A 19,985-nucleotide genomic window follows, 5' to 3' on the forward strand; every position below is an offset into this window, starting at 1 on the left:
TTGAATGTCGAAGGTTTATAACTTCTGTGCGGGGCCGGCCATGTTGCCGGCCCCAGTTTTAGCTAAAGCACAACAAGAGCTGTTGGATTGGCAAGGACTGGGAACTTCGGTCATGGAAGTCTCCCACCGTGGTAAACACTTCATTGAGCTTGCCGATAAATCGGAACATGATTTGCGCAAATTGCTGAATATCCCGAGCAATTACAAAGTGCTATTCATGCATGGTGGTGGCCGAGGGCAGTTCGCTGCAGTGCCATTGAACATCACTAAAGCCGGCGATAAGGCATCATTTGTTGATACTGGGGTGTGGTCGAAAAAGGCAATTGAAGAAGCGCAGCGCTTTATCGACACTGATGTTGTGGCGTCGAGCTATCAAGATGAGCAAGGCCTGTGGCATGTGCCACAACAGCAAGTGGTCGAGGTTGCTGATGACAGCAAATACCTGCACTTTTGCCCAAATGAGACCATCGAAGGGCTGGAATTTAATTTCTGTCCGCAAGCGAGCAATGGCGCACCAGTTATCGCCGACATGTCGTCGACGATTTTATCTCGCCCGATTAACGTTGCGGATTACGGCATTATTTACGCCGGAGCACAAAAGAACATTGGCCCGTCAGGTCTGGCTGTGTCGATTGTTCGCGACGATTTGGTCGGTTATGCCCGCCAACAAACTCCTGCAATTTTGAATTATCAGCTGACTGACGAATTCGATTCGATGTACAACACGCCGCCAACCTATTCGTGGTATTTGGCAGGCCTGGTATTCGAATGGTTGCTGGAGCAAGGCGGGGTTGCAGCCATGGCCCAACGCAATCAAGCCAAAGCTGGCATTTTGTACGACTACATTGACCAAAGCGAATTTTACCGGTCGCAAGTCGCGGCGGACAGCCGCAGTTGGATGAATGTGCCGTTCCAGCTAGCCAACGATGACCTGAACGCCGCATTCTTAGCGCAAGCTGAGCAAGCAGGTTTGCGGGCCTTGAAAGGTCACCGCATTGTCGGCGGTATGCGAGCGAGCATTTACAATGCCATGCCAGAGCAGGGCGTGGTTGCCTTAGTCGATTTCATGAAAGAGTTCGAACGCACTCAAGCCTAGTTAGACCATATTCGTTATGGTCATAGCAGTGAAGCAGAGTTGCATTGAGGAGTAGTAATGAGCTGTGATTTTCTTGCCTTAGCCAATTCTGGAGTTCAGAGTCTGCAGCCGTATCAGGCTGGCAAACCCACTTCAGAGCTCGAACGAGAGCTTGGCATTCGAAATATCGTCAAACTGGCGAGTAACGAAAACCCATTGGGGATCAGTAACCGAGTCAAACAGTTGTTGTGCGATGAGCTTGACGATCTGGCACGTTACCCAGATTCCAATGGCTTTTATTTGAAAACGGCGCTGGCACAAAAGCTAACCACCAAGGCCGAGCAAATTACTTTGGGTAACGGCTCTAACGACGTCATCGAGCTAATTGCCAGAGCCTTTGTCGCTGAGCAACACGAAGTCATTTTCTCGGAGCATGCGTTTGTCGTTTATCCATTGGTGACCAAAGCCATTGGTGCCACAGCAGTGCAAGTGCCAGCAAAAGATTATGGTCATGATTTGGATGCCATGGCTGCGGCGATCACCGACCGTACTCGGTTAATTTTCATCGCGAACCCCAATAATCCAACCGGCACCTTTTTGACCAGCTCTGAGCTTAAACACTTCCTTGATAAAGTGCCCGAGCACGTGTTGGTGGTACTCGATGAAGCCTACTACGAATATGTGGGTAAAGCCGACCGAGCACCATCGATTGCGTGGTTGAATCACTATCCGAATTTGATTGTGTCTCGCACCTTCTCAAAAGCCTACGGCTTGGCAGGACTGCGAGTTGGTTACGCGGTCTCTAATGCCGAAATTGCCGATGTACTCAACCGTGTGCGCCAGCCATTTAACTGCAATTCACTAGCTCTTGCGGCCGCGGAGCAGGTTTTGGATGATGCTGATTACTTAACTGCCTCGGTTGAAATCAACCGCGTCGGCATGATTCAACTGACTGAGCGATTTGATGAACTTGGCTTGGACTACATTCCATCGAAGGCAAACTTTGTGACGGTTGATGTTGGTCGCAATGGTGCTGAGGTATATCAGGCTTTGTTGCAAGAAGGGGTGATTGTTCGACCGATTGGCGGTTATGGCCTGCCGAATCATTTGCGGGTGAGTGTGGGTTTAGAAAACGAAAACCAACGCTTCCTCGAAGCCCTTTGCAAAGTGCTTGCATTAAAGTAAGCTCTCTCACCACTTTTATTCATGGGCTGACTCGTTGTCGGCCCATTTTCTGATAGCTAATACGAAAGGAGCGTTTTGACTCCATGGATTCTCTGACCCTCAATCCAATTGCTCGCGTCAATGGCACCGTTAATTTGCCAGGCTCGAAGAGCGTATCTAATCGTGCCTTATTGTTGGCTGCACTGGCCACTGGCGAAACTCACCTGACGAATTTGCTCGATAGTGATGACATCCGTCACATGCTCAATGCGCTGAAAGCGCTGGGTGTTGATTATCGACTCTCTGATTGTAAAACCGAATGTTGGGTGCAAGGCAATGGTGGCCCGTTTGCGGTAACTGAACCGTTGGATTTGTTCCTTGGTAATGCCGGTACTGCCATGCGCCCGCTGTGCGCAGCACTAACGCTAGGATCCGGTGAAGTTGTTCTCGGTGGCGAGCCACGAATGGAAGAACGCCCAATTTTGCATTTGGTTGATGCCTTGCAAGCGCTCGGTACAGACGTCACTTACCTCAAAAATGAAGGTTATCCGCCGGTCAAAATCGTGGGCACTGGCTTAAATGGAGGCCGGGTTAAGATTGATGGCTCGATTTCTAGTCAGTTCTTGACGGCGCTACTGATGTCGGCACCGCTAGCAAAAGAAGATTTGGCGATTGAAATCATCGGTGAGTTGGTATCCAAACCCTACATCGACATTACTTTACACTTAATGGCGCAATTTGGTGTTGAAGTCAGCCACGACGATTATCAGGTGTTCCACGTCAAAGCTGGCCAAAGCTATCAATCACCTGGCGATTTATTGGTCGAAGGTGATGCCTCATCGGCATCTTATTTCCTTGCTGCCGCAGCCATCAAAGGTGGTGAAATCAAAGTCACTGGCATCGGTAAAAATAGCATTCAAGGTGATATTCAGTTTGCTGACGCTATTGCTGCCATGGGCGGTGAAATCGAGTGGGGTGATGATTACATCATTGCCCGCCGCGGCGAGTTAAAAGCCGTTGATATGGACTTTAACCATATTCCAGATGCGGCGATGACCATTGCTACAGCGGCGTTATTTGCCGAGGGCACCACGGTTATTCGCAATGTCTACAACTGGCGCGTGAAAGAAACCGACCGCTTGGCTGCGATGGCGACAGAGCTTCGCAAAGTCGGCGCCGAGGTCGAAGAGGGCGAAGACTATATTAAAGTGGTACCGCCGGCTAAACTGCAACACGCGGCGATTGATACCTATAATGATCACCGCATGGCCATGTGTTTCTCGCTGGTTGCCCTGTCGGATACGCCCGTCACGATTAACGATCCGGGTTGTACCTCAAAGACGTTTCCTGATTATTTTGAGCGTCTGGCGCAATTGGCTAGCGAATAAACAAATCACCCAAAGGGTGCAAAATTGTAAATTAGGCGGTCCACGGGCCGCCTTTTTGATCGCATATTTTCATCATTCTGACATTGTATGGGGGCGATCAGCCTCTATAATGTGCCGCCATTAAAGCAATCGCTTTTGCATTTCATCATTTCGTCGGATAGGAGCACCACATGAGCCAAGGGCAATCGGATACTGCCACAGACACAAATAGCACTGTACCCATGATCGCGGTGGACGGCCCCAGTGGTTCGGGCAAAGGCACCTTGTGTAAACGACTGGCTAAGCAGCTTGGCTGGCAACTCCTTGATAGTGGCGCGATTTACCGAGTGTTGGCATTAGCAGCTCTGCATCACAACGTTGAATTGGATGATGAAGAAGCGCTGGTAGCTTTGGCGACTCACCTCGATGTAGCCTTTGAAGCCCGGGAAGATTCCGAAGTAGTCAGCGTCATGCTCGAAGGCGAAGATGTCAGTAAAGCCATTCGTACCGAAGAATGCGGCGCAGCGGCATCGAAAGTTGCTCCTTTCCCGAAAGTAAGAGAAGCGCTGTTACAACGGCAACGGGCGTTTCGCACGGCTCCTGGTCTGATCGCCGATGGCCGTGATATGGGAACCGTCGTCTTTCCTGATGCACCAATTAAAGTATTTCTGACTGCCAGCGCCGAAGAGCGCGCCAGACGGCGGGTTTCCCAGTTGCAAAGTGCGGGTCAGAGTGCTAACATCGCGCAAATTTTAGCCGACATCCAAGCAAGGGATGATCGTGATATGAATCGAGCAGTGGCGCCGCTTAAACCAGCGGACGATGCCCTCAGCCTCGATACCACGACATTGAGCTTAGATGAGGTAGAGGCCGAAGTGCTGGCGTATGCCAAAACTCGGCTACCAGAATTAAAGGTGTAAAGCCTTTCTCAAACTATTTGGTGCTGAAGCAAGGCAATAAGCGCATTCAGCCCCACGAGCTTAGATCGCTAAGTGACTGGGGTGAATGAGTGAAATTAACGCAGCTGCAGTGCCAAATAGGAAGAGATAAGAACATTGTGTAGGGCAACGTTCCTACGAATGGGTACTGTTTGTAAGGATGCAGACGGTAATTTGTAAGCAGCCCCAACTAGCCGGATGCTAGGTGGTACTTTTGTATTTTTAAAAGTTAATTAAACATGACTGAATCATTTGCTGATCTCTTTGAAGAAAGCTTAAAAGAACTCGAAACCCGTCCTGGCTCAATTGTTAAGGGCACCATCGTTGCTATCGAAAACGGTGTTGTTCTGGTTGACGCAGGCCTGAAATCTGAATCTGCTATCCCAGCAGAGCAATTCAAAAACGCTGAAGGCGAACTTGAAGTCGCTCTGGGTGACTCTGTAGACGTTGCTCTGGATGCAGTTGAAGATGGTTTCGGTGAAACTCAGCTGTCTCGCGAGAAAGCCAAACGTCACGAAGCTTGGATCGTTCTTGAGAAGGCTTACGAAGACGCAGAAACTGTTACCGGTGTGATTAACGGTAAAGTTAAAGGCGGTTTCACTGTTGATGTAGGTAACATCCGCGCGTTCTTGCCAGGTTCTTTGGTTGACGTACGTCCAGTACGCGATACGCTGCACTTGGAAGGCAAAGAGCTGGAATTCAAAGTGATCAAGCTCGACAAGCGTCGCAACAACGTTGTTGTTTCTCGCCGCGCAGTTATCGAGTCTGAAACTAGCCAAGAACGTGAGTCTCTGCTTGAGAACTTGCAGGAAGGTCAAGAAGTTAAAGGTATCGTTAAGAACCTGACCGAATACGGTGCTTTCGTTGACCTGGGCGGTGTAGACGGCCTACTGCACATCACTGACATGGCTTGGAAGCGCGTTAAGCACCCAAGCGAAATCGTAAATGTTGGTGACGAAATCAATGTTAAAGTTCTGAAATTCGACCGTGAGCGCACTCGCGTATCACTGGGTCTGAAGCAATTGGGTGAAGATCCATGGGTCGCAATTGCTAACCGTTACCCACAAGATACTCGTCTGACTGGTCGCGTAACTAACCTGACTGATTACGGCTGCTTCGTTGAAATCGAAGAAGGCGTTGAAGGTCTGGTACACGTTTCAGAAATGGATTGGACTAACAAAAACGTACACCCTGCGAAAATCGTTCAACTGGGTGACAGCGTTGAAGTTATGGTTCTGGAAATCGACGAAGAGCGTCGCCGTATTTCTCTGGGTCTTAAGCAATGTAAAGTTAACCCATGGGATGAGTTCGCTACTAAGTTCAACAAGGGCGATCAAGTTAGCGGTAAGATCAAGTCTATCACTGACTTCGGTATCTTCATCGGCTTGGACGGCGGCATCGACGGTCTGGTTCACTTGTCTGACATTTCTTGGAACGCAGCTGGCGAAGAAGCCGTTCGCGAATACAAGAAAGGCGACGAAGTTACTGCCGTTGTATTGCAAGTGGACCCAGAGCGCGAGCGCATCAGCTTGGGCGTGAAGCAACTGGCTGAAGATCCATTTAATAAATACCTGAACGATAACAAAAAAGGTGCTATCGTTAATGGTACTGTTGCTGCAGTTGACGCCAAAGGCGCCACAATTGCTCTGGCCGACAGTGTTGAAGGTTACCTGCGCGTAGCTGACATCTCTCGCGACCGTATCGAAGATGCTTCTTTGGTATTGAACGAAGGTGATGCAGTAGAAGCTAAGCTGATGGGTGTGGATCGTAAGAACCGTCAAATCAATCTGTCTATCCGTGCTAAGGATGAAGCAGAAGAGAAAGCGGCTCTGGATAAAGTCAACAGCGATAGTGCAGCTGCAGATGCAGGCTTCTCTAACGCAATGGCTGAAGCCTTCAAAAACGCTAAAGGCTAATGTTCAGGGGGAGGCAACTCCCCCCAGCAGCAACCAATACTTGGCAATAATGGGACGGTGACGTTAGGTATGACTAAATCTGAACTGATTGAACGTCTGGCCAGCAAGCAGTTGCAGCTGTCAGCTAAAGAAGTCGAAACAGCCATTAAAGAGCTCATTGAGCAAATGGCAACCACGCTGGAATCCGGTGATCGTATTGAGATCCGTGGTTTTGGTAGTTTTTCACTGCATTATCGTGCTCCTCGTGTCGGACGCAATCCGAAAACGGGTGACTCGGTTGAACTGGAAGGCAAATACGTCCCACACTTCAAGCCGGGCAAAGAGTTGCGTGAACGAGTGAATAACGTTGGTTAACGATTTCTTGCTTTGAAATCAATCGAAGACGGCATGCCGAATAGGCGTGCCGTTTTTTTTTTGCAATAATCTAACTCATTCGTTTGTTATTAAGTTTTCAACTCTATGAAACTGTTCCTGACCGTTGTCGTTATTGTGTTGTTGGTGGTGCTGGGGCTGAGCTTTGGCGCTCAGAATGATACTCAGGTCACCGTTAACTACCTGATTGCTCAGGATACCTTCTCGCTGCCAAGCGTGATTGCGGTGGTGCTGGTACTAGGCTTCGTCCTCGGCTGGGCGACGACAGCGGCGGGCTATTTTGCTCAGCGTTGGAAATATGCACAGCTGTTACGAAAAAATCGCAAATTACAACGTCAAATCGATTCGGCAGATAGCTAAATATGCTTGAGCTGTTGTTCCTTCTGCTGCCGATTGCCGCTGCCTATGGTTGGTACATGGGACGGCGCAGTGCGGCGCAACAGCAACAAGATCAGCAGCAACAATTATCCGAAAAGTATGTTGCTGGCTTGAACTACCTGTTATCCGATCAGGATGATAAAGCGGTGGACCTGTTCATTGACATGATCGAGGTCGACAGCGATACCATTGACACTCACATGGCATTGGCCAGCTTGTTTCGCAAGCGCGGCGAAGTCGAAAAAGCCATTAAAATTCACCAGAATATTCTCCAGCGTAGCCAGCTTAGCCAAGAACAACATCGGCAAACGATCTTTGAGCTTGCTCGCGATTTCTCGGCCGTCGGCTTGCTCGATCGGGCCGAAGAACTCTACAAAAAAATAGCTGGTAAAAAAAATGTTGGCGAGCAGGCAACCCGCGAACTTGTAGCTATTTATCAAAGCATGCGCGATTGGCACAGCGCTATTTCTTATGCTGAAAAGTTGCCGGTTGATTGTGGCATGGCCAAACAGGTGGCTCAATTTTATTGTCAGCTGGCAGATGAATTGGGCCAACAAAAGACCGAGCAGCAAATCAAGTACTTAAAAAAGGCACTGAAAATCGACCCGCAGTGCGTCCGAGGTAGCATTATGTTGGCGCAATGCTACCAATCTCAAGGTCAGTATCAGAGCGCTATTGAGTACTATCAACAAGTGCTTGAGCAAGACATCAATATGGTTTCTGAAGTGCTAACGCCATTGGCTCATTGTTATCAGCAAATGCCTGATCTGACGCCAATGCAGCACTTCTTGATGACGGCCGTCGAACGCGGCGCTGGCGCCTCTGCAGTGATCAGCCTAGCAGAGCTACTTAAGGCTCAAGATTTGGCGGCTGATGCTGAGTTGTTGGAATTGACGCAACTGCGTCGTTATCCCTCTTTGAAAGGCTTTTTTCATTACATGGACTACCATTTGGCCAGAGCAATGGCGCCAGAAGCGAAAGCGAGCCTTGAAATGTTGCAACAACTGGTTGGCCAACAACTGGCGGTTAAACCCAAGTACCGTTGCTCCAATTGCGGATTTTCCGGCAACGTCTTGCAATGGCAATGCCCTTCCTGTAAAAGCTGGGGCGAAACCAAGCCGGTGCGCGGATTGGATGGCGAATAACCTCTCGTAAGAATTAGGATTTAGATCTTAGATGACGGACTCAAAAGTAATTGTGGCGTTGGATTATCCAACTCAAGAGCAGGCTCTGGCGTTTGTCGAGCAAGTGACTCCAGACAGTTGCCGACTGAAAATTGGCAAAGAAATGTTCACTTTGTTCGGCCCAGAATTTGTCAGGCAATTGGTCGCGAAAGGCTTTGATGTGTTCTTGGATCTGAAATTCCACGACATTCCCAATACGGTAGCCAAGGCCGTTGCAGCGGCGGCGGAGCTCGGCGTTTGGATGGTCAACGTCCATGCCAGTGGCGGTAAAGTGATGATGGAAGCGGCAAAAAAAGCGCTAGAGCCATATGGAGATAACGCGCCAAAGCTAATCGCGGTGACCGTGTTGACCAGCATGAGTGCAGACGACTTACGCGATACTGGCATCAAAGTCGAACCATTTGAACACGTTCGTCGTTTAGCATCACTGACCCAAGAAGCTGGCTTAGATGGTGTGGTTTGTTCTGCTCGCGAAGCGCGGATGTTGCGGAGCCGGTTAGGTGATGACTTTTTGTTGGTGACGCCTGGCATTCGGCCAATTGGTGCCGATGCCGGTGATCAGCAGCGCATCATGACGCCGGAAAAAGCCATCGAGCAAGGCGCTAGCTATCTGGTGATTGGCCGCCCCATCACCCAAGCAGAGCAGCCGTTACAGGTACTACAACAAATTAATGAGTCGCTCGCGTAGCGACTAATCCCCGAGCCACGATAAAGCGCATCACCAGCGCTGTTAAGGTGCCGGCAATGGCGCCTGTGAGGTGGCTTAACACCGCGACGTTGGCATCGATCAATGAAGCGGTGTGGGCGCTGGCGCCAACAAACTGCTCCCATGCTAGCTTGATAACCAGCCCAGCCCCTAATACCAACATGAATTTCGGGCCACTATTGAACTCCCTGATCACCAAGTAAGCAACGATGCCATGCAGGGCACCGGACAAACCAACCAAACTGGTCAATTGGTGATTGAATAAAGCAAACCCCAAGGTGCTCAGTGCGCCCAGCCATAGGGTAAGGACGGGCATGCGCCAGCTATGTAATGATGATGACGAAAGGCTGGCAATCAAGCAATAGGCGGCAACGTTCATCATCAGGTGGTAGCCATTGGTGTGAAGTAGGGGGGTAGATAATAGCACCCACCACTGCTGCGATAATGATGTGGATGTTTGGTATTCGAGCAGAGGTTGACCATCAGGCCACAATCCAAATGCGATTAGTGATAGAGCCGGAATACTGATCTGCCAGACAGTTGCTACTCGTATCACCCAGTTATTCCTACCAGCACGTCGAAAAACATCAGGTGCATGGTATCAAGCAGTTGGCGGTAGATCATGAAAACGCATAAAATTCTGTGCCAGTAAAACGTCAAAAACCTGAACTAAATCAAAATTTCAGATCTTGAACGGCTTTTATACTCGATGCTAACAGTAAAACTGTGATCGCTTTCAATCGGATGCCGCCTTGATAAGTCGCGGTAGCGCCTGCCGCAACAGACCTTGTTTCAACGGATTGAATAGGATGCTTGAGCCAATACATCGTTAAACCCAAACACTTCAGATGTTGTTTGAGCTATTTCGAAACAGGCTGAGCTGTATTATAGTGTTGAACTGATTACGATTCTTATTTTCATTAATATTGGTGTCCAATGACATTAGATCGCTTAAAGCCCAGCCAAAAAGCAGTGGTACGAGCCATTGATTGCAATCAGCCTTCGCGCGGTAAGTTAATGGATATGGGGGTGATCCCCGGCGCAACCATTACCTATGTTCGATCGGCGCCTTATGGTAAAGGCTGTCAAATTGAAGTAAAAAGCACCCAGTTGATGTTACGAGGTGACTTGGCCGCAGCGATCGAGGTACAGCAAGCTTGAGTAGTTCTAAAAATATTGCCTTAGTTGGCAATCCAAACGCAGGAAAAACCACCTTATTCAACGGTCTTACTGGGTTAAAGCAGCGCGTTGGTAACTTCCCCGGGATCACGGTAGAAAAAAAGCAGGGCCGGCTTAAACACCAAGATGTAGAAGCCAATGTTATCGATCTTCCCGGCGTCTATTCACTGATCCCGCAGCAACAAAGTTCCCAAGATGAGCGCGTGACGCTCGACTTCCTCATTCATGAAACGCCTGACGCCATTATCAATGTCTTGGATGCAACTTGCCTTGAGCGTCATTTATACCTCACCACTCAATTAGCAGAATTGGGTATTCCAATGATGCTCGTCCTGACCCGCGCTGATGTTGCCCGCAAGCAAGGGGTTGAGGTCGATGTTGATGAGTTGAAGCGGCGCATGGGTGTTGAAATTGTAGTGATTGACGGTACTCAACCGCAAAGCTATATCGCCCAAGTCGTCAAGGGTTTGTCTGTCACCAGTATCTGTCAGCTGACGCCACACTATGATGCCCATATCGAACAATGGCTCGAGCAGCATTCTGGTGACTCTCGTCTCAGCACGTTAGTCGATTTAATTGATCGCCATTATCGTGGCGAGCAACCGGTCGCCGGTGATATCGAGCTTGATATTGCCAGTCACCGCTATCAGCTGTGTAACGACATCGCGCGGGCTGTGATCACCGACCCTTCGATCGCCGCTGAGCAATTTAGCCACAAACTTGACCGCTGGGTCCTTAACCCTTGGTTTGCGTTGCCGATTTTCTTTGGCGTGATGTATCTGATGTTCATGTTCACCATTCACGTTGGTGGTGCCTTCATTGACTTCTTTGATATCGCCGTCGGTGCGATCGCGGTCGATGGCACAGCTGCTGTGCTCGGAGCGGTTGGCGCCCCTGCGCTGCTGATTGCATTGTTGGCAGACGGTGTCGGGGCCGGTATTCAAACGGTGAGCACCTTTATTCCGATTATCGGCTGTTTATATCTGTTTCTCACCGTACTTGAGCAGTCCGGTTATTTGGCGCGAGCGGCGGTTGTTGTGGACCGCTTAATGAACCGGTTGGGGCTTCCCGGTCAGGCGTTTGTACCAATGATCATGGGCTTTGGTTGCTCGGTACCGGCGGTTATGGCTACCCGAACCCTCGAACAGCAATCAGAGCGAGTCATCACCAGCGCGATGTCGCACTTTATGTCCTGTGGTGCGCGGCTGCCGGTTTATGCCTTGTTTGCCGCGGCGTTCTTCCCGCACTCAGGGCAGAACATGGTGTTCTTGTTATATCTCATCGGCATTTTGATGGCAGTGTTAACGGGATTGGCGTTGCGTCACTCGTTATTGCCAGGGCAAAGCTCTAGTGTGATCCTCGAGTTGCCAAATTACGAGCGCCCACACCTGATGCCCGTGTTGTTGAAAACTTGGCAGAAGCTGAAAGGGTTTGTCGTTGGTGCTGGTAAAATTATTGTCATCATGGTGACCTGTATTGGCTTGTTAAATTCGATGGGTACCGATGGCTCGTTGGGCAATCAAGACACTGATAAGTCGTTGTTATCAAAAGTTAGCCAAACCATTACACCACTATTTCATCCAATGGGATTAGATGATGACAATTGGCAAGCAACCGTGGGGATTTTCACTGGTGTGTTCGCTAAAGAAGTTGTCGTCGGAACGCTGAATAATCTGTATCAGGCCGAAGGTGCTGAAGAGGAAGCTGCGACGTTATCTGAATCAATGGTTGAAGCAGTGGAGTCGATATCGAATAATCTCGCTGCAATTGCAGACGCATTGCTCGATCCCCTGGGTATTTCAATTGGCGATGTCGAAGACTTAGACGCGGCAGCCGAAGAGCAGGAGGTCAGTAAGTCGACTTACACCTCGATGCAACAACGATTCAACGGTGCGATTGGCGCCTTTGCTTATTTGCTGTTCGTATTGATGTATATCCCGTGTGCGAGTGCGACCGGTACGATTGCCCGCGAAATCGGATTGAAGTGGGCTGTGTTTATTGGTATCTGGAGTACCTTGCTGGCGTACTGTTCCGCTACGGCATTTTATCAGGCCGGTTATTGGTGGCTGGATGGCACAGGCTCGGCGCTGTTGGCGCTCATAGCGATAGTGGTGCCATTGCTGACATTCTTAGCGATGCGGACAAAACAAGCCAAGAGCCTGTTTCAACAGCAAAAGGTGCAGGCCTATGCTGCATGACATCTCGGCCCTGCTGCAAAAACAGGGGCCGATGAGCAAGGCGATGATCTCCCGCGAGCTGAAAGCCAGCGAGCCAGCTGTTGAGCAAATGCTGGCGTTGCTGATTGCCAGAGGGCGGATCAAACGTCTTTCTGCAGACGCTTGCTCGGGAGGATGTTGTGACTCCGCTGGCGTTGATCTTTATCAATGGCAAGGCGAGCAAGCTTTACCACTATCGACGTCGTTGGAATGATCGTCCGACACCCCTAGTTAAACAGCCAGCTTAGACGGCTGCTCCTGAATGCTCAGTGAGTCGCCACTGCGATCAGAGCGGAACTAAGGTTTTTGTCAACAAGCTTCAGCCGCAGGACGCGGCTGCAGAGCCATCAGGGATGATTTTACGGCGTCTTTTTGACGAAAAGGTTAGTGCAGCGGATAGTCGACTTGACCTTGGTGGGCGCCGAAGCTTGGCGACGGTCAGCCAGCAACTTTCTCTATTCGGTGACGCTCAAGTCCATCCATGGCGCGCTCTGCATCCGGCATCCATGCCGGCTGAAGCACCTCTCAGAGAAACTTACTGGCTGCGCCTGAATGCTCAGTGAGTTTCTACTGCTATCAGAGCGGAACTAACGCTTTCGTCAACAAGCTTCAGCCGCAGGACGCGGCTGCAGAGCCATTAGGGATGATTTTACGGCGTCTTTTTGACGAAAAGGTTAGTGCAACGCATAGCCGACTTGACCTTGGTGGGCGCGGAAGCTTGGCGACGGTCAGCCAGCAACTTTCTCCATTCGGTGACGCTCAAGCCATCCATGGAGCGCTCTGCACCCGGCATCGATGCCGGCTGAAGCACCTCACAGAGAAACTTACTGGCTGCTCCTGAATGATCAGTGAGTTGCCAATGAGATCAGAGCGGAACTAACGTTTTCGTCAACAAGCTTCAGCCGCAGGACGCGGCTGCAGAGCCATCAGGGATGATTTTACGGCGTCTTTTTGACGAAAAGGTTAGTGCAGCGGATAGTCGACTTGACCTTGGTAGGCGCCGAAGCTTGGCGACGGTCAGTCAGCAACTTTCTTCATTCGGTGACGCTCAAGCCCATCCATGGAGCACAAGAAGCCGCCATTTTGCTGGGCGTTACTCGTATGCTAGCGGATCAGTGGCCTGATTTTCGGTGAATGCTTCTAAGCGCTCAACACAAGCGCCACACTTGCCACAAGCTTTTTCGCGACCGTTATAACAGGTCCACGTCTCGGCGTAGTCCAAGTTCATGCTCAAACCATCGGTCAGGATTTCAATCTTCGATTTGTGCAAATAGGGCGTGACGATATCAACTGGCTCATAGTTTGCCAGCAGTGACACTTCCTTCATTTTCTCTACAAATTCCGGACGGCAATCAGGGTAAATGGCATGGTCGCCACTATGCGCACCATAGTAGACCGCTTCTGCTTTTATCGAGACGGCATAAGCAATAGCGAGAGACAACAGTACCATATTGCGATTTGGCACCACCGTCGACTTCATGCTTTCTTCTTCGTAGTGGCCTTCTGGAATATCGATGTCATCGGTCAGTGAACTACCAGCCAAAAGGGCATTAATCGCGCGAATATCAATGACCTGATGGGGCACATTTAAGCGCTCACAGACAGCTCGGGCGACATCGATTTCTTTTACATGGCGTTGACCATAGTTGAAGGTCAGGGCATGGACTTCTTTGCCATCTTTGATGGCACGGTTTAACACGGTGTAAGAGTCCATTCCACCAGAGTAAATGACGACGACTTTTGAATTCATGATTGAGTCCGGGCAGTACGATGATAGTTGCTTAATTGCTCATTCAGTTTAGGGGTAGTTGACATGAAACTGAATAAAGGCGGCAGTTTTAGCCGATATAGATAGGTAGCGCAAGTGAATTTGGCCCAGATCACCGTTAGCGGCGGTAAAGATGATCTGGCTCAGTTACTTAAGGTTGGAGGTTTGTTTTCAATAAATACGGCAGATCGCGTTGGTAAGTGCCTGGCTCTAAATTGGTGTTTTCTAGATAAAACACCAGACGCTCAGAGGCGGTGAATAGATTCACCGAGCGCTCGAAATGTTTACGCAGTAGCTTTTCGACTTCGCCTGCCGAATCGAGCCGCTTTAAACCCACTTCCAAACGCTCGGCCAATTCAGGCCGCTTTGGTGTGACATGAAAATACATCGGTAGGTAAGTGTAAATGGCAATGTTATCGACCAGTTCAATGTTGCTGTTGGGGTCGGCAAGTACGTCTTGCTCCAGCACTGCTTCTCGAATACTCCTCATTAGAATATCGAAGCGGTTGGCTTGAAGCATTCGGGGCAAGGTTGAGTATTCGTAAGACTTGGTCACTTTAAAACCATGGTCTTGCAATATTTTGGCTGTTGACCAGCCCTGCCCCTGACCAAACTTAAATTGTTTCAGCTGATCAATTGAGCGCACTTGCGCCAGTACTTCGGCCCGCTCTTTGGTGGCATAAAACACCCGCAAGCTGCTCAAGCCTTTATTGATTGGAAATGGCACCGTGATGACGTGGGGCTTCCACGACTCTTTGACGTTTGATGCCGCTATGTGGAGTGACTCGCCTCGCTCCAACTCGGTTGCAATGCGCTTGCTCAGCATGACCACAGTGGGTGACACCAGTTGGTAATCGCCGAAGTCTGCTCTGGTTATTTCCAGTGCCGCATTGAGCAATTCGAAGTTATAGACATCAATCAAATCCTGCTTGCTGACCGGATTTGCAATAATCGTCTCAACGGTTGCTAAGACCGGAGTGGTCGCTAGTACACTAACCCACAACAGCAGTAACTTAATGAATTTCAGCGCGACGCCAAAACAATGCGAAGTCAAAGGCTAACTCCCAGATGCTCACAAAACTCCTCACCTCTTCATGGTAAATGACCTGTGACTATTTTGTTGGATTGCTGATCGAATCTGTGAGACACAATAACCAATCCCCTAAGGCTTTGGTTGTTGCAGAACGAAAATAACCAGACATAGCGCCTCATATTGTTGCCTGAGCTGCTAGGATCCTGTACAAGACGGCCATTCTTAACCAAAGTGGAGCTGGCGGCAGCATGAAGTATCCTATCAACGAAGTTTTTCAGACCATTCAGGGCGAAGGTGTGCATACTGGCGTGCCTGCACTGTTTGTTCGGTTGCAGGGCTGTCCGGTTGGCTGTGCTTGGTGCGATACCAAACATACTTGGGATGTGGTGCCTAGCGATGAAGTCGATAGCAACATCATTGTCAGCAAACAAGTCGATTCGCCGCAGTATACTCAGCTCGACGCTGCCGCGTTACTCGCGTTGTTTGAGCAGCAAGGCTATACCGCCAGACATGTGGTGATCACCGGTGGTGAGCCGTGTATGTACGATTTAACACCGCTCACAGAGTGCTTAATTAGCAATGGCTATTCAGTGCAGATTGAAACCAGCGGTACCTATCCGGTGCAGGCGGCAGAGCAGACTTGGGTAACGGTATCTCCGAAAGTTGCGATGCGCGGCGGAATGGAAGTGCTGAGCGAGGCAATGCAGCGCGCGGATGAAATTAAGCACCCAGTCGCTAGACAACAAGATATCGATAATCTTGATGAACTAATGGCCGCAGCGGAGCTAAATTCTGCGGATGTCTTTGTTTGCCTCCAGCCCATTAGTCAAAAGGCTCGTGCTACTCGGCTTTGCATGGAAACCTGCATTGCTCGCAACTGGCGCCTGTCGGTTCAAACCCACAAATACATCGGCATCGCTTAAACGATTGATCTGGCAGCACGGACCAGTCTGATTTGGCGTGACTTCGGGGCCAGTGTGCATATACTTATCCCCGCGCTAAAAGGGGTTATTTATGCCGGTTATCAAACAATTATTTAAGCAAAACGAAGAATGGGCTGCTCGTACCACCGATGCTGATCCCGATTTCTTCGATAATTTATCAGAGCAGCAAACGCCCGAATATTTGTGGATTGGTTGCTCTGATTCGCGAGTTCCGGCAAATCAGATTGTCGGTTTGTTACCCGGCGAAGTGTTTGTTCATCGCAATATTGCCAATGTCGTCGTGCATACCGATTTGAATTGTTTGTCGGTGATTCAATACGCGGTTGAAGTGCTCAAGGTAAAGCACATCATGGTGGTTGGCCACTATGGCTGTGGTGGCGTCAAAGCGGCAATGGGCAATGAAACCTTTGGTCTCATCGATAATTGGCTTCGCCATATCAAAGATGTTTATCGTGCTCACAAAAAGCGAATTGAAGCGGTTGCTGATGAAGAGCAACGTTTTCGTTTGATGTGTGAGTTAAACGTCCGTGAGCAGGTGGCGAACGTTTGTCATACCACCATTGTGCAAAATGCGTGGCGCAACGGTCAGGACTTATCCGTTCATGGCTGGATTTACGGTATTGATAATGGTCTGATCAAGGACATGAAGGTCACGGTTAGCGATCTTGATGGCGTCAGTAGCATTTATTCGATGGACGGCACCATTTAGTCAGCGCGTTTTAGCCACTTTGGCACCGTGTGTTCAAGCCAATAAACCGGTCGGCGCCAGCTACCGGTAATAAAGCCAACATGTCCTCCATGTTGGCTTAGCAGGTAATTAATATTCTTCGGTAACTCACTGAGTTTAGGGATCACATCCCGATTCATAAATGGATCGTCGTTGGCATGGATGATCAGAGTTGGTTGGGTAATGTCGCTCAGGTATTGCTTACCGCTGCATTGACGATAGTAATCATGAGCATCTTTGAAGCCATGTAATGGCGCCGTTACGCGATCATCGAATTGCCAAAAGGTGTTCATCTTGCGCAGCTCGGAATCAGAGGGCAGGGCAAACGACTGCCAGTTCACTTGATGCCGCTTGGCGATCGTTTTAGCAATTAACGATTGCAGCAGGTGACGCTGATAAATACGGGCAGTCCAATGGGTCATTTGGTTGGCACAGGCGGCTAAATCGAGTGGCGCAGAGATGATCACTGCTTTGTTAATGACACTGTGCTGGCGGTGAGTGCCTAAATAACGCGCCAGCACGTTGCCGCCCAAGCTAAATCCGACGGCATCAATGGGCTGCGCCGGATACTGTTGCTGTAGCTGTTTGAGGACCGTCTCTAAGTCGCTGATCTCGCCCGAGTGATAGGCACGCTCTGTGGTATTTGGTGCCTCGCCACAGCCACGAAACTCCATTACCACCGGGGCAAAGCCATGACCGAGCAGGGCGTCAGCCATTCCAACAATGTAATCCGATGTCGCCGAGCCTTCTAAACCATGGATTAACAGCACAATACCCGCGTGGGTTTGGTTGGGTTGTTGCAGCCATTGTAACGTCAGCAATTCGCCATCAACCGCTGGGATCTGTTGCACTAGCCATTGTGCTTTGTGGCGCCGAGGTTTGAGACGTGACCACATGGTTTGTAGATGTCGATTACGTAGCAACAAAGGAGGGCAAAAAGGATTCAATATGGGCTCCAGGCTCTAAATACGAGCGATTGCGATTGATGTTAACCAAAAGGCCAAGTGAATCACAGTTATCAGTTCAAAATGTAGACGGCAGTTGGAGTCCAAGAGCTGTCGTTGCTATGTTCGCCCTCATGAACTGCTCAGACACTGCCACCAGCTTCTGATAAACCAATGATGCTAAATCCGCCTCTGTCACCATACAGAAAATTATGGGCTGTCATCGGCTTCGTTGTCGTGTGGCTTAGCTTGCTGCTGGCACAGCCCGAGCCGAGCCAAGTGGTGGCTGAACACTATAAATTTTCGCTGCTGGGTGTGTTGGGCGCGATTTTCGCCAACAGTACCGGCGCCGGTGGTGGTGTGGTGTTTATTCCGGCGTTTCATCAGCTTGGCTTTTCAGAACTCCAGTCCGTTGCAACCAGCTTTGCGATCCAATGTTGTGGCATGAGCGCTGGCGCGCTGACTTGGTTGTATAGCTATCGTCATAATCATCGCTCGGAAGCGCAATGGCAAGGTTTGATACCTGCGGTATTGACCTGTGCGGCAGGGGCTGTGGTGGCCTTATTAGCCACTCAGTGGCTGGCCATTGGCGCGCCGGCAGCGACACATCTTATTTTTAGTGTGTTTTCTGTAGGCCTTGGCGTGGTGACTTTGTATTGCACACTCACCAAGGGAAAGCAAACGGTCGTCTGTGGTTTGCTGTGGTTCGACTATGTAGCGTTGGCGGCGATTGGTTTGCTTGGTGGCGTGATCACCGCTTGGCTCTCTGTTGGTGTTGGTGAACTGATGGCGGTTTACCTGATCTTACGAGGCTTCAACGTGAGCATGGCGATAGCAGGCGCAGTGATGGTATCGGCATTGTCGGTGTGGGCAGCAATTCCCCATCATATTTGGTCCACCAATGCGGTGGCTTGGCAGGTCGTGCTGTTTGCTGGGCCGAGCGCCATCTTAGGTGGCATTATCGCGAGGACCATTGTTGAGTACCTGTCGGCCAAGATCGTCAAATTGATTTTTTCAGCTTGGGTACTGTTGACTGGGCTGTTTATTCTACTGGCTGCCTAGGTCGCTATCGTCAAGCCGACTTTGTTTGCCGAACCGGATTGCTTTAAAATCCGCCTGCAATGTTGCTTTATCCAGTTTTGACGGCGAGAACCACGATGGCGAAACAAAAATTCAGTGCTCAGATAGTGAGTGCTGGGATCTACGATGGCTTTGATGCCAACAGCAAAGCGCTGCCGAAAATCAAATCATTTACTCGCCATATTGTCGCTGAGCTCGACTTGGAGTTTGGCCTGATCGTCAACATTAAAAAGGCCAAAGGGCAACAAATTCACTGGTGCATTGAACACCCTAATCTGGTTGATGACGAGGGTTTGGTGATGGCGCCGTTTGAAGGTGATGAGTATGTTGCTGACAACGACTGGCAGTTTTATCTCGGTGATTGCATTTGGGCACCGGTCGATAACAAAGGTGGCGACTGGCGGATGACCATTGAATTGGCTGGGCAGCTGATTGTTGATGAGACCTTTGATATTGAAGTCGATGAATATCAAGTGCTTAACGATGATAGTTTTTGGTTAGGTCGGCGCCGCAAGCAGTAGCAGCCCGCAAAAAAAGCGCCGATTGGCGCTTTTTCAACATGGGTGAAGGGTTGCGATTAACCCAAACCTTTGGTCATGTTTTTATTTTGGATGAGTTCGAGCTTGTAACCATCCGGATCTTCAACAAAAGCGATTTCAGTGGTGCCACCTTTGACTGGGCCAGGCTCGCGAGTAATGGTGCCGCCAGCAGCACGGATCGCATCACAAGTGGCATAAACATCGTCTACCCCAATGGCGATATGGCCGAATGCATTGCCGTGCTCGTAACTGTCAGTGCCCCAGTTGTAAGTTAACTCAATCACGGCACCTTCACTTTCATCACCGTAGCCAACAAAAGCCAGAGTGTATTCATACTGCTTGTTTTCATTGGTACGGAGCAGCTTCATGCCCATTACTTGGGTGTAAAAATCGATGGCGCGTTGCAGATCGCCAACTCGGATCATGGTGTGTAGTACTCGCACAATGGCTCCTTA

The 19,985-nt window shown here is 49.8% G+C and carries 21 protein-coding genes; 16 read left to right on the forward strand and 5 right to left on the reverse strand.

Going from position 1 to position 19,985, the window contains the following annotated elements; genetic code table 11:
- Nucleotides 1-4: 4 nt before the first annotated feature.
- From serC to pyrF, 9 genes are all read left to right on the forward strand, one after another.
- Entirely contained in the window at nucleotides 5-1,096 is a 1,092-nt protein-coding gene (serC, locus tag IC617_RS15995) for a 3-phosphoserine/phosphohydroxythreonine transaminase (protein ID WP_191145994.1), read from the forward strand.
- Nucleotides 1,097-1,153: 57 nt separating this feature from the next.
- Nucleotides 1,154-2,260, forward strand: a complete 1,107-nt coding sequence (hisC, locus tag IC617_RS16000; protein WP_191145995.1) for a histidinol-phosphate transaminase — start codon at nucleotides 1,154-1,156, stop codon at nucleotides 2,258-2,260.
- A gap of 83 nt (nucleotides 2,261-2,343) precedes the next feature.
- Nucleotides 2,344-3,627, forward strand: coding sequence for a 3-phosphoshikimate 1-carboxyvinyltransferase (aroA, locus tag IC617_RS16005; protein ID WP_191145996.1), 1,284 nt, complete (start codon nucleotides 2,344-2,346; stop codon nucleotides 3,625-3,627).
- 170 nt (nucleotides 3,628-3,797) lie between these two features.
- Nucleotides 3,798-4,526 (forward strand): (d)CMP kinase, encoded by a 729-nt coding sequence (gene cmk, locus IC617_RS16010; protein ID WP_191145997.1) that lies wholly within the window; start codon nucleotides 3,798-3,800, stop codon nucleotides 4,524-4,526.
- A 257-nt stretch (nucleotides 4,527-4,783) separates the two neighbouring features.
- Entirely contained in the window at nucleotides 4,784-6,460 is a 1,677-nt protein-coding gene (gene rpsA, locus IC617_RS16015; protein ID WP_191145998.1) for a 30S ribosomal protein S1, read from the forward strand.
- Between the two features lie 69 nt (nucleotides 6,461-6,529).
- The gene (gene ihfB, locus IC617_RS16020) at nucleotides 6,530-6,814 is read left to right on the forward strand and encodes an integration host factor subunit beta (RefSeq protein WP_191145999.1); all 285 of its coding nucleotides are present in this window, start codon (nucleotides 6,530-6,532) and stop codon (nucleotides 6,812-6,814) included.
- 105 nt (nucleotides 6,815-6,919) lie between these two features.
- Nucleotides 6,920-7,192, forward strand: a complete 273-nt coding sequence (locus IC617_RS16025) for a LapA family protein (RefSeq protein WP_191146000.1) — start codon at nucleotides 6,920-6,922, stop codon at nucleotides 7,190-7,192.
- Nucleotides 7,193-7,194: 2 nt separating this feature from the next.
- Nucleotides 7,195-8,355 carry a lipopolysaccharide assembly protein LapB gene (lapB, locus tag IC617_RS16030; protein ID WP_191146001.1) on the forward strand — a complete coding sequence of 387 codons (1,161 nt, stop codon included), beginning with the start codon at nucleotides 7,195-7,197 and terminating at the stop codon, nucleotides 8,353-8,355.
- A 31-nt stretch (nucleotides 8,356-8,386) separates the two neighbouring features.
- Nucleotides 8,387-9,082 (forward strand): orotidine-5'-phosphate decarboxylase, encoded by a 696-nt coding sequence (gene pyrF, locus IC617_RS16035; RefSeq protein WP_191146002.1) that lies wholly within the window; start codon nucleotides 8,387-8,389, stop codon nucleotides 9,080-9,082.
- On the opposite strand, the gene rrtA is transcribed toward pyrF, so the two are convergent.
- The gene (gene rrtA / locus IC617_RS16040; protein WP_191146003.1) at nucleotides 9,063-9,656 is read right to left on the reverse strand and encodes a rhombosortase; all 594 of its coding nucleotides are present in this window, start codon (nucleotides 9,654-9,656) and stop codon (nucleotides 9,063-9,065) included. The genes pyrF and rrtA overlap by 20 nt on opposite strands.
- 380 nt (nucleotides 9,657-10,036) lie before the next feature.
- Here rrtA and IC617_RS16045 point away from each other — a divergent pair, with 380 nt between their 5' ends.
- The 3 genes from IC617_RS16045 to IC617_RS16055 are packed head-to-tail and all read left to right on the forward strand — an operon-like array spanning nucleotide 10,037 to nucleotide 12,709.
- Complete coding sequence (locus IC617_RS16045) at nucleotides 10,037-10,261, forward strand: FeoA family protein (RefSeq protein ID WP_191146004.1); 225 nt, start codon at nucleotides 10,037-10,039, stop codon at nucleotides 10,259-10,261.
- Nucleotides 10,258-12,477: a ferrous iron transport protein B gene (feoB, locus tag IC617_RS16050; protein ID WP_191146005.1), complete on the forward strand. Its 2,220-nt coding sequence runs from the start codon at nucleotides 10,258-10,260 to the stop codon at nucleotides 12,475-12,477. Before IC617_RS16045 ends, feoB begins: the two co-directional genes overlap by 4 nt.
- Nucleotides 12,467-12,709, forward strand: a complete 243-nt coding sequence (locus IC617_RS16055; RefSeq protein WP_191146006.1) for a FeoC-like transcriptional regulator — start codon at nucleotides 12,467-12,469, stop codon at nucleotides 12,707-12,709. Before feoB ends, IC617_RS16055 begins: the two co-directional genes overlap by 11 nt.
- An 879-nt stretch (nucleotides 12,710-13,588) precedes the next feature.
- Here the strand turns inward: IC617_RS16055 and queC are convergent.
- Nucleotides 13,589-14,245, reverse strand: a complete 657-nt coding sequence (gene queC, locus IC617_RS16060; RefSeq protein WP_191146007.1) for a 7-cyano-7-deazaguanine synthase QueC — start codon at nucleotides 14,243-14,245, stop codon at nucleotides 13,589-13,591.
- A 169-nt stretch (nucleotides 14,246-14,414) separates the two neighbouring features.
- Nucleotides 14,415-15,317 (reverse strand): substrate-binding periplasmic protein, encoded by a 903-nt coding sequence (locus IC617_RS16065; RefSeq protein ID WP_191146008.1) that lies wholly within the window; start codon nucleotides 15,315-15,317, stop codon nucleotides 14,415-14,417.
- Nucleotides 15,318-15,544: 227 nt separating this feature from the next.
- On the opposite strand from IC617_RS16065, the gene queE reads away from it, so the two are divergent.
- Nucleotides 15,545-16,219, forward strand: a complete 675-nt coding sequence (gene queE / locus IC617_RS16070; RefSeq protein ID WP_191146009.1) for a 7-carboxy-7-deazaguanine synthase QueE — start codon at nucleotides 15,545-15,547, stop codon at nucleotides 16,217-16,219.
- A 91-nt stretch (nucleotides 16,220-16,310) separates the two neighbouring features.
- Complete coding sequence (gene can / locus IC617_RS16075) at nucleotides 16,311-16,949, forward strand: carbonate dehydratase (protein WP_191146010.1); 639 nt, start codon at nucleotides 16,311-16,313, stop codon at nucleotides 16,947-16,949.
- Here the strand turns inward: can and IC617_RS16080 are convergent.
- Nucleotides 16,946-17,914, reverse strand: coding sequence for a hydrolase (locus tag IC617_RS16080; protein ID WP_191146011.1), 969 nt, complete (start codon nucleotides 17,912-17,914; stop codon nucleotides 16,946-16,948). The genes can and IC617_RS16080 overlap by 4 nt on opposite strands.
- Before the next feature lie 171 nt (nucleotides 17,915-18,085).
- Here IC617_RS16080 and IC617_RS16085 point away from each other — a divergent pair, with 171 nt between their 5' ends.
- The gene (locus tag IC617_RS16085; protein WP_224746076.1) at nucleotides 18,086-18,973 is read left to right on the forward strand and encodes a sulfite exporter TauE/SafE family protein; all 888 of its coding nucleotides are present in this window, start codon (nucleotides 18,086-18,088) and stop codon (nucleotides 18,971-18,973) included.
- Between the two features lie 95 nt (nucleotides 18,974-19,068).
- Nucleotides 19,069-19,512 (forward strand): DUF3859 domain-containing protein, encoded by a 444-nt coding sequence (locus tag IC617_RS16090; protein ID WP_191146012.1) that lies wholly within the window; start codon nucleotides 19,069-19,071, stop codon nucleotides 19,510-19,512.
- 56 nt (nucleotides 19,513-19,568) lie between these two features.
- On the opposite strand, the gene gloA is transcribed toward IC617_RS16090, so the two are convergent.
- On the reverse strand, nucleotides 19,569-19,976 hold the full coding sequence (gene gloA / locus IC617_RS16095) for a lactoylglutathione lyase (protein ID WP_369410421.1): 408 nt from the start codon (nucleotides 19,974-19,976) through the stop codon (nucleotides 19,569-19,571).
- Between the last annotated feature and the right edge of the window lie 9 nt (nucleotides 19,977-19,985).

Source organism: Neiella litorisoli (assembly GCF_014773395.1).
Classification (GTDB): domain Bacteria; phylum Pseudomonadota; class Gammaproteobacteria; order Enterobacterales; family Neiellaceae; genus Neiella; species Neiella litorisoli.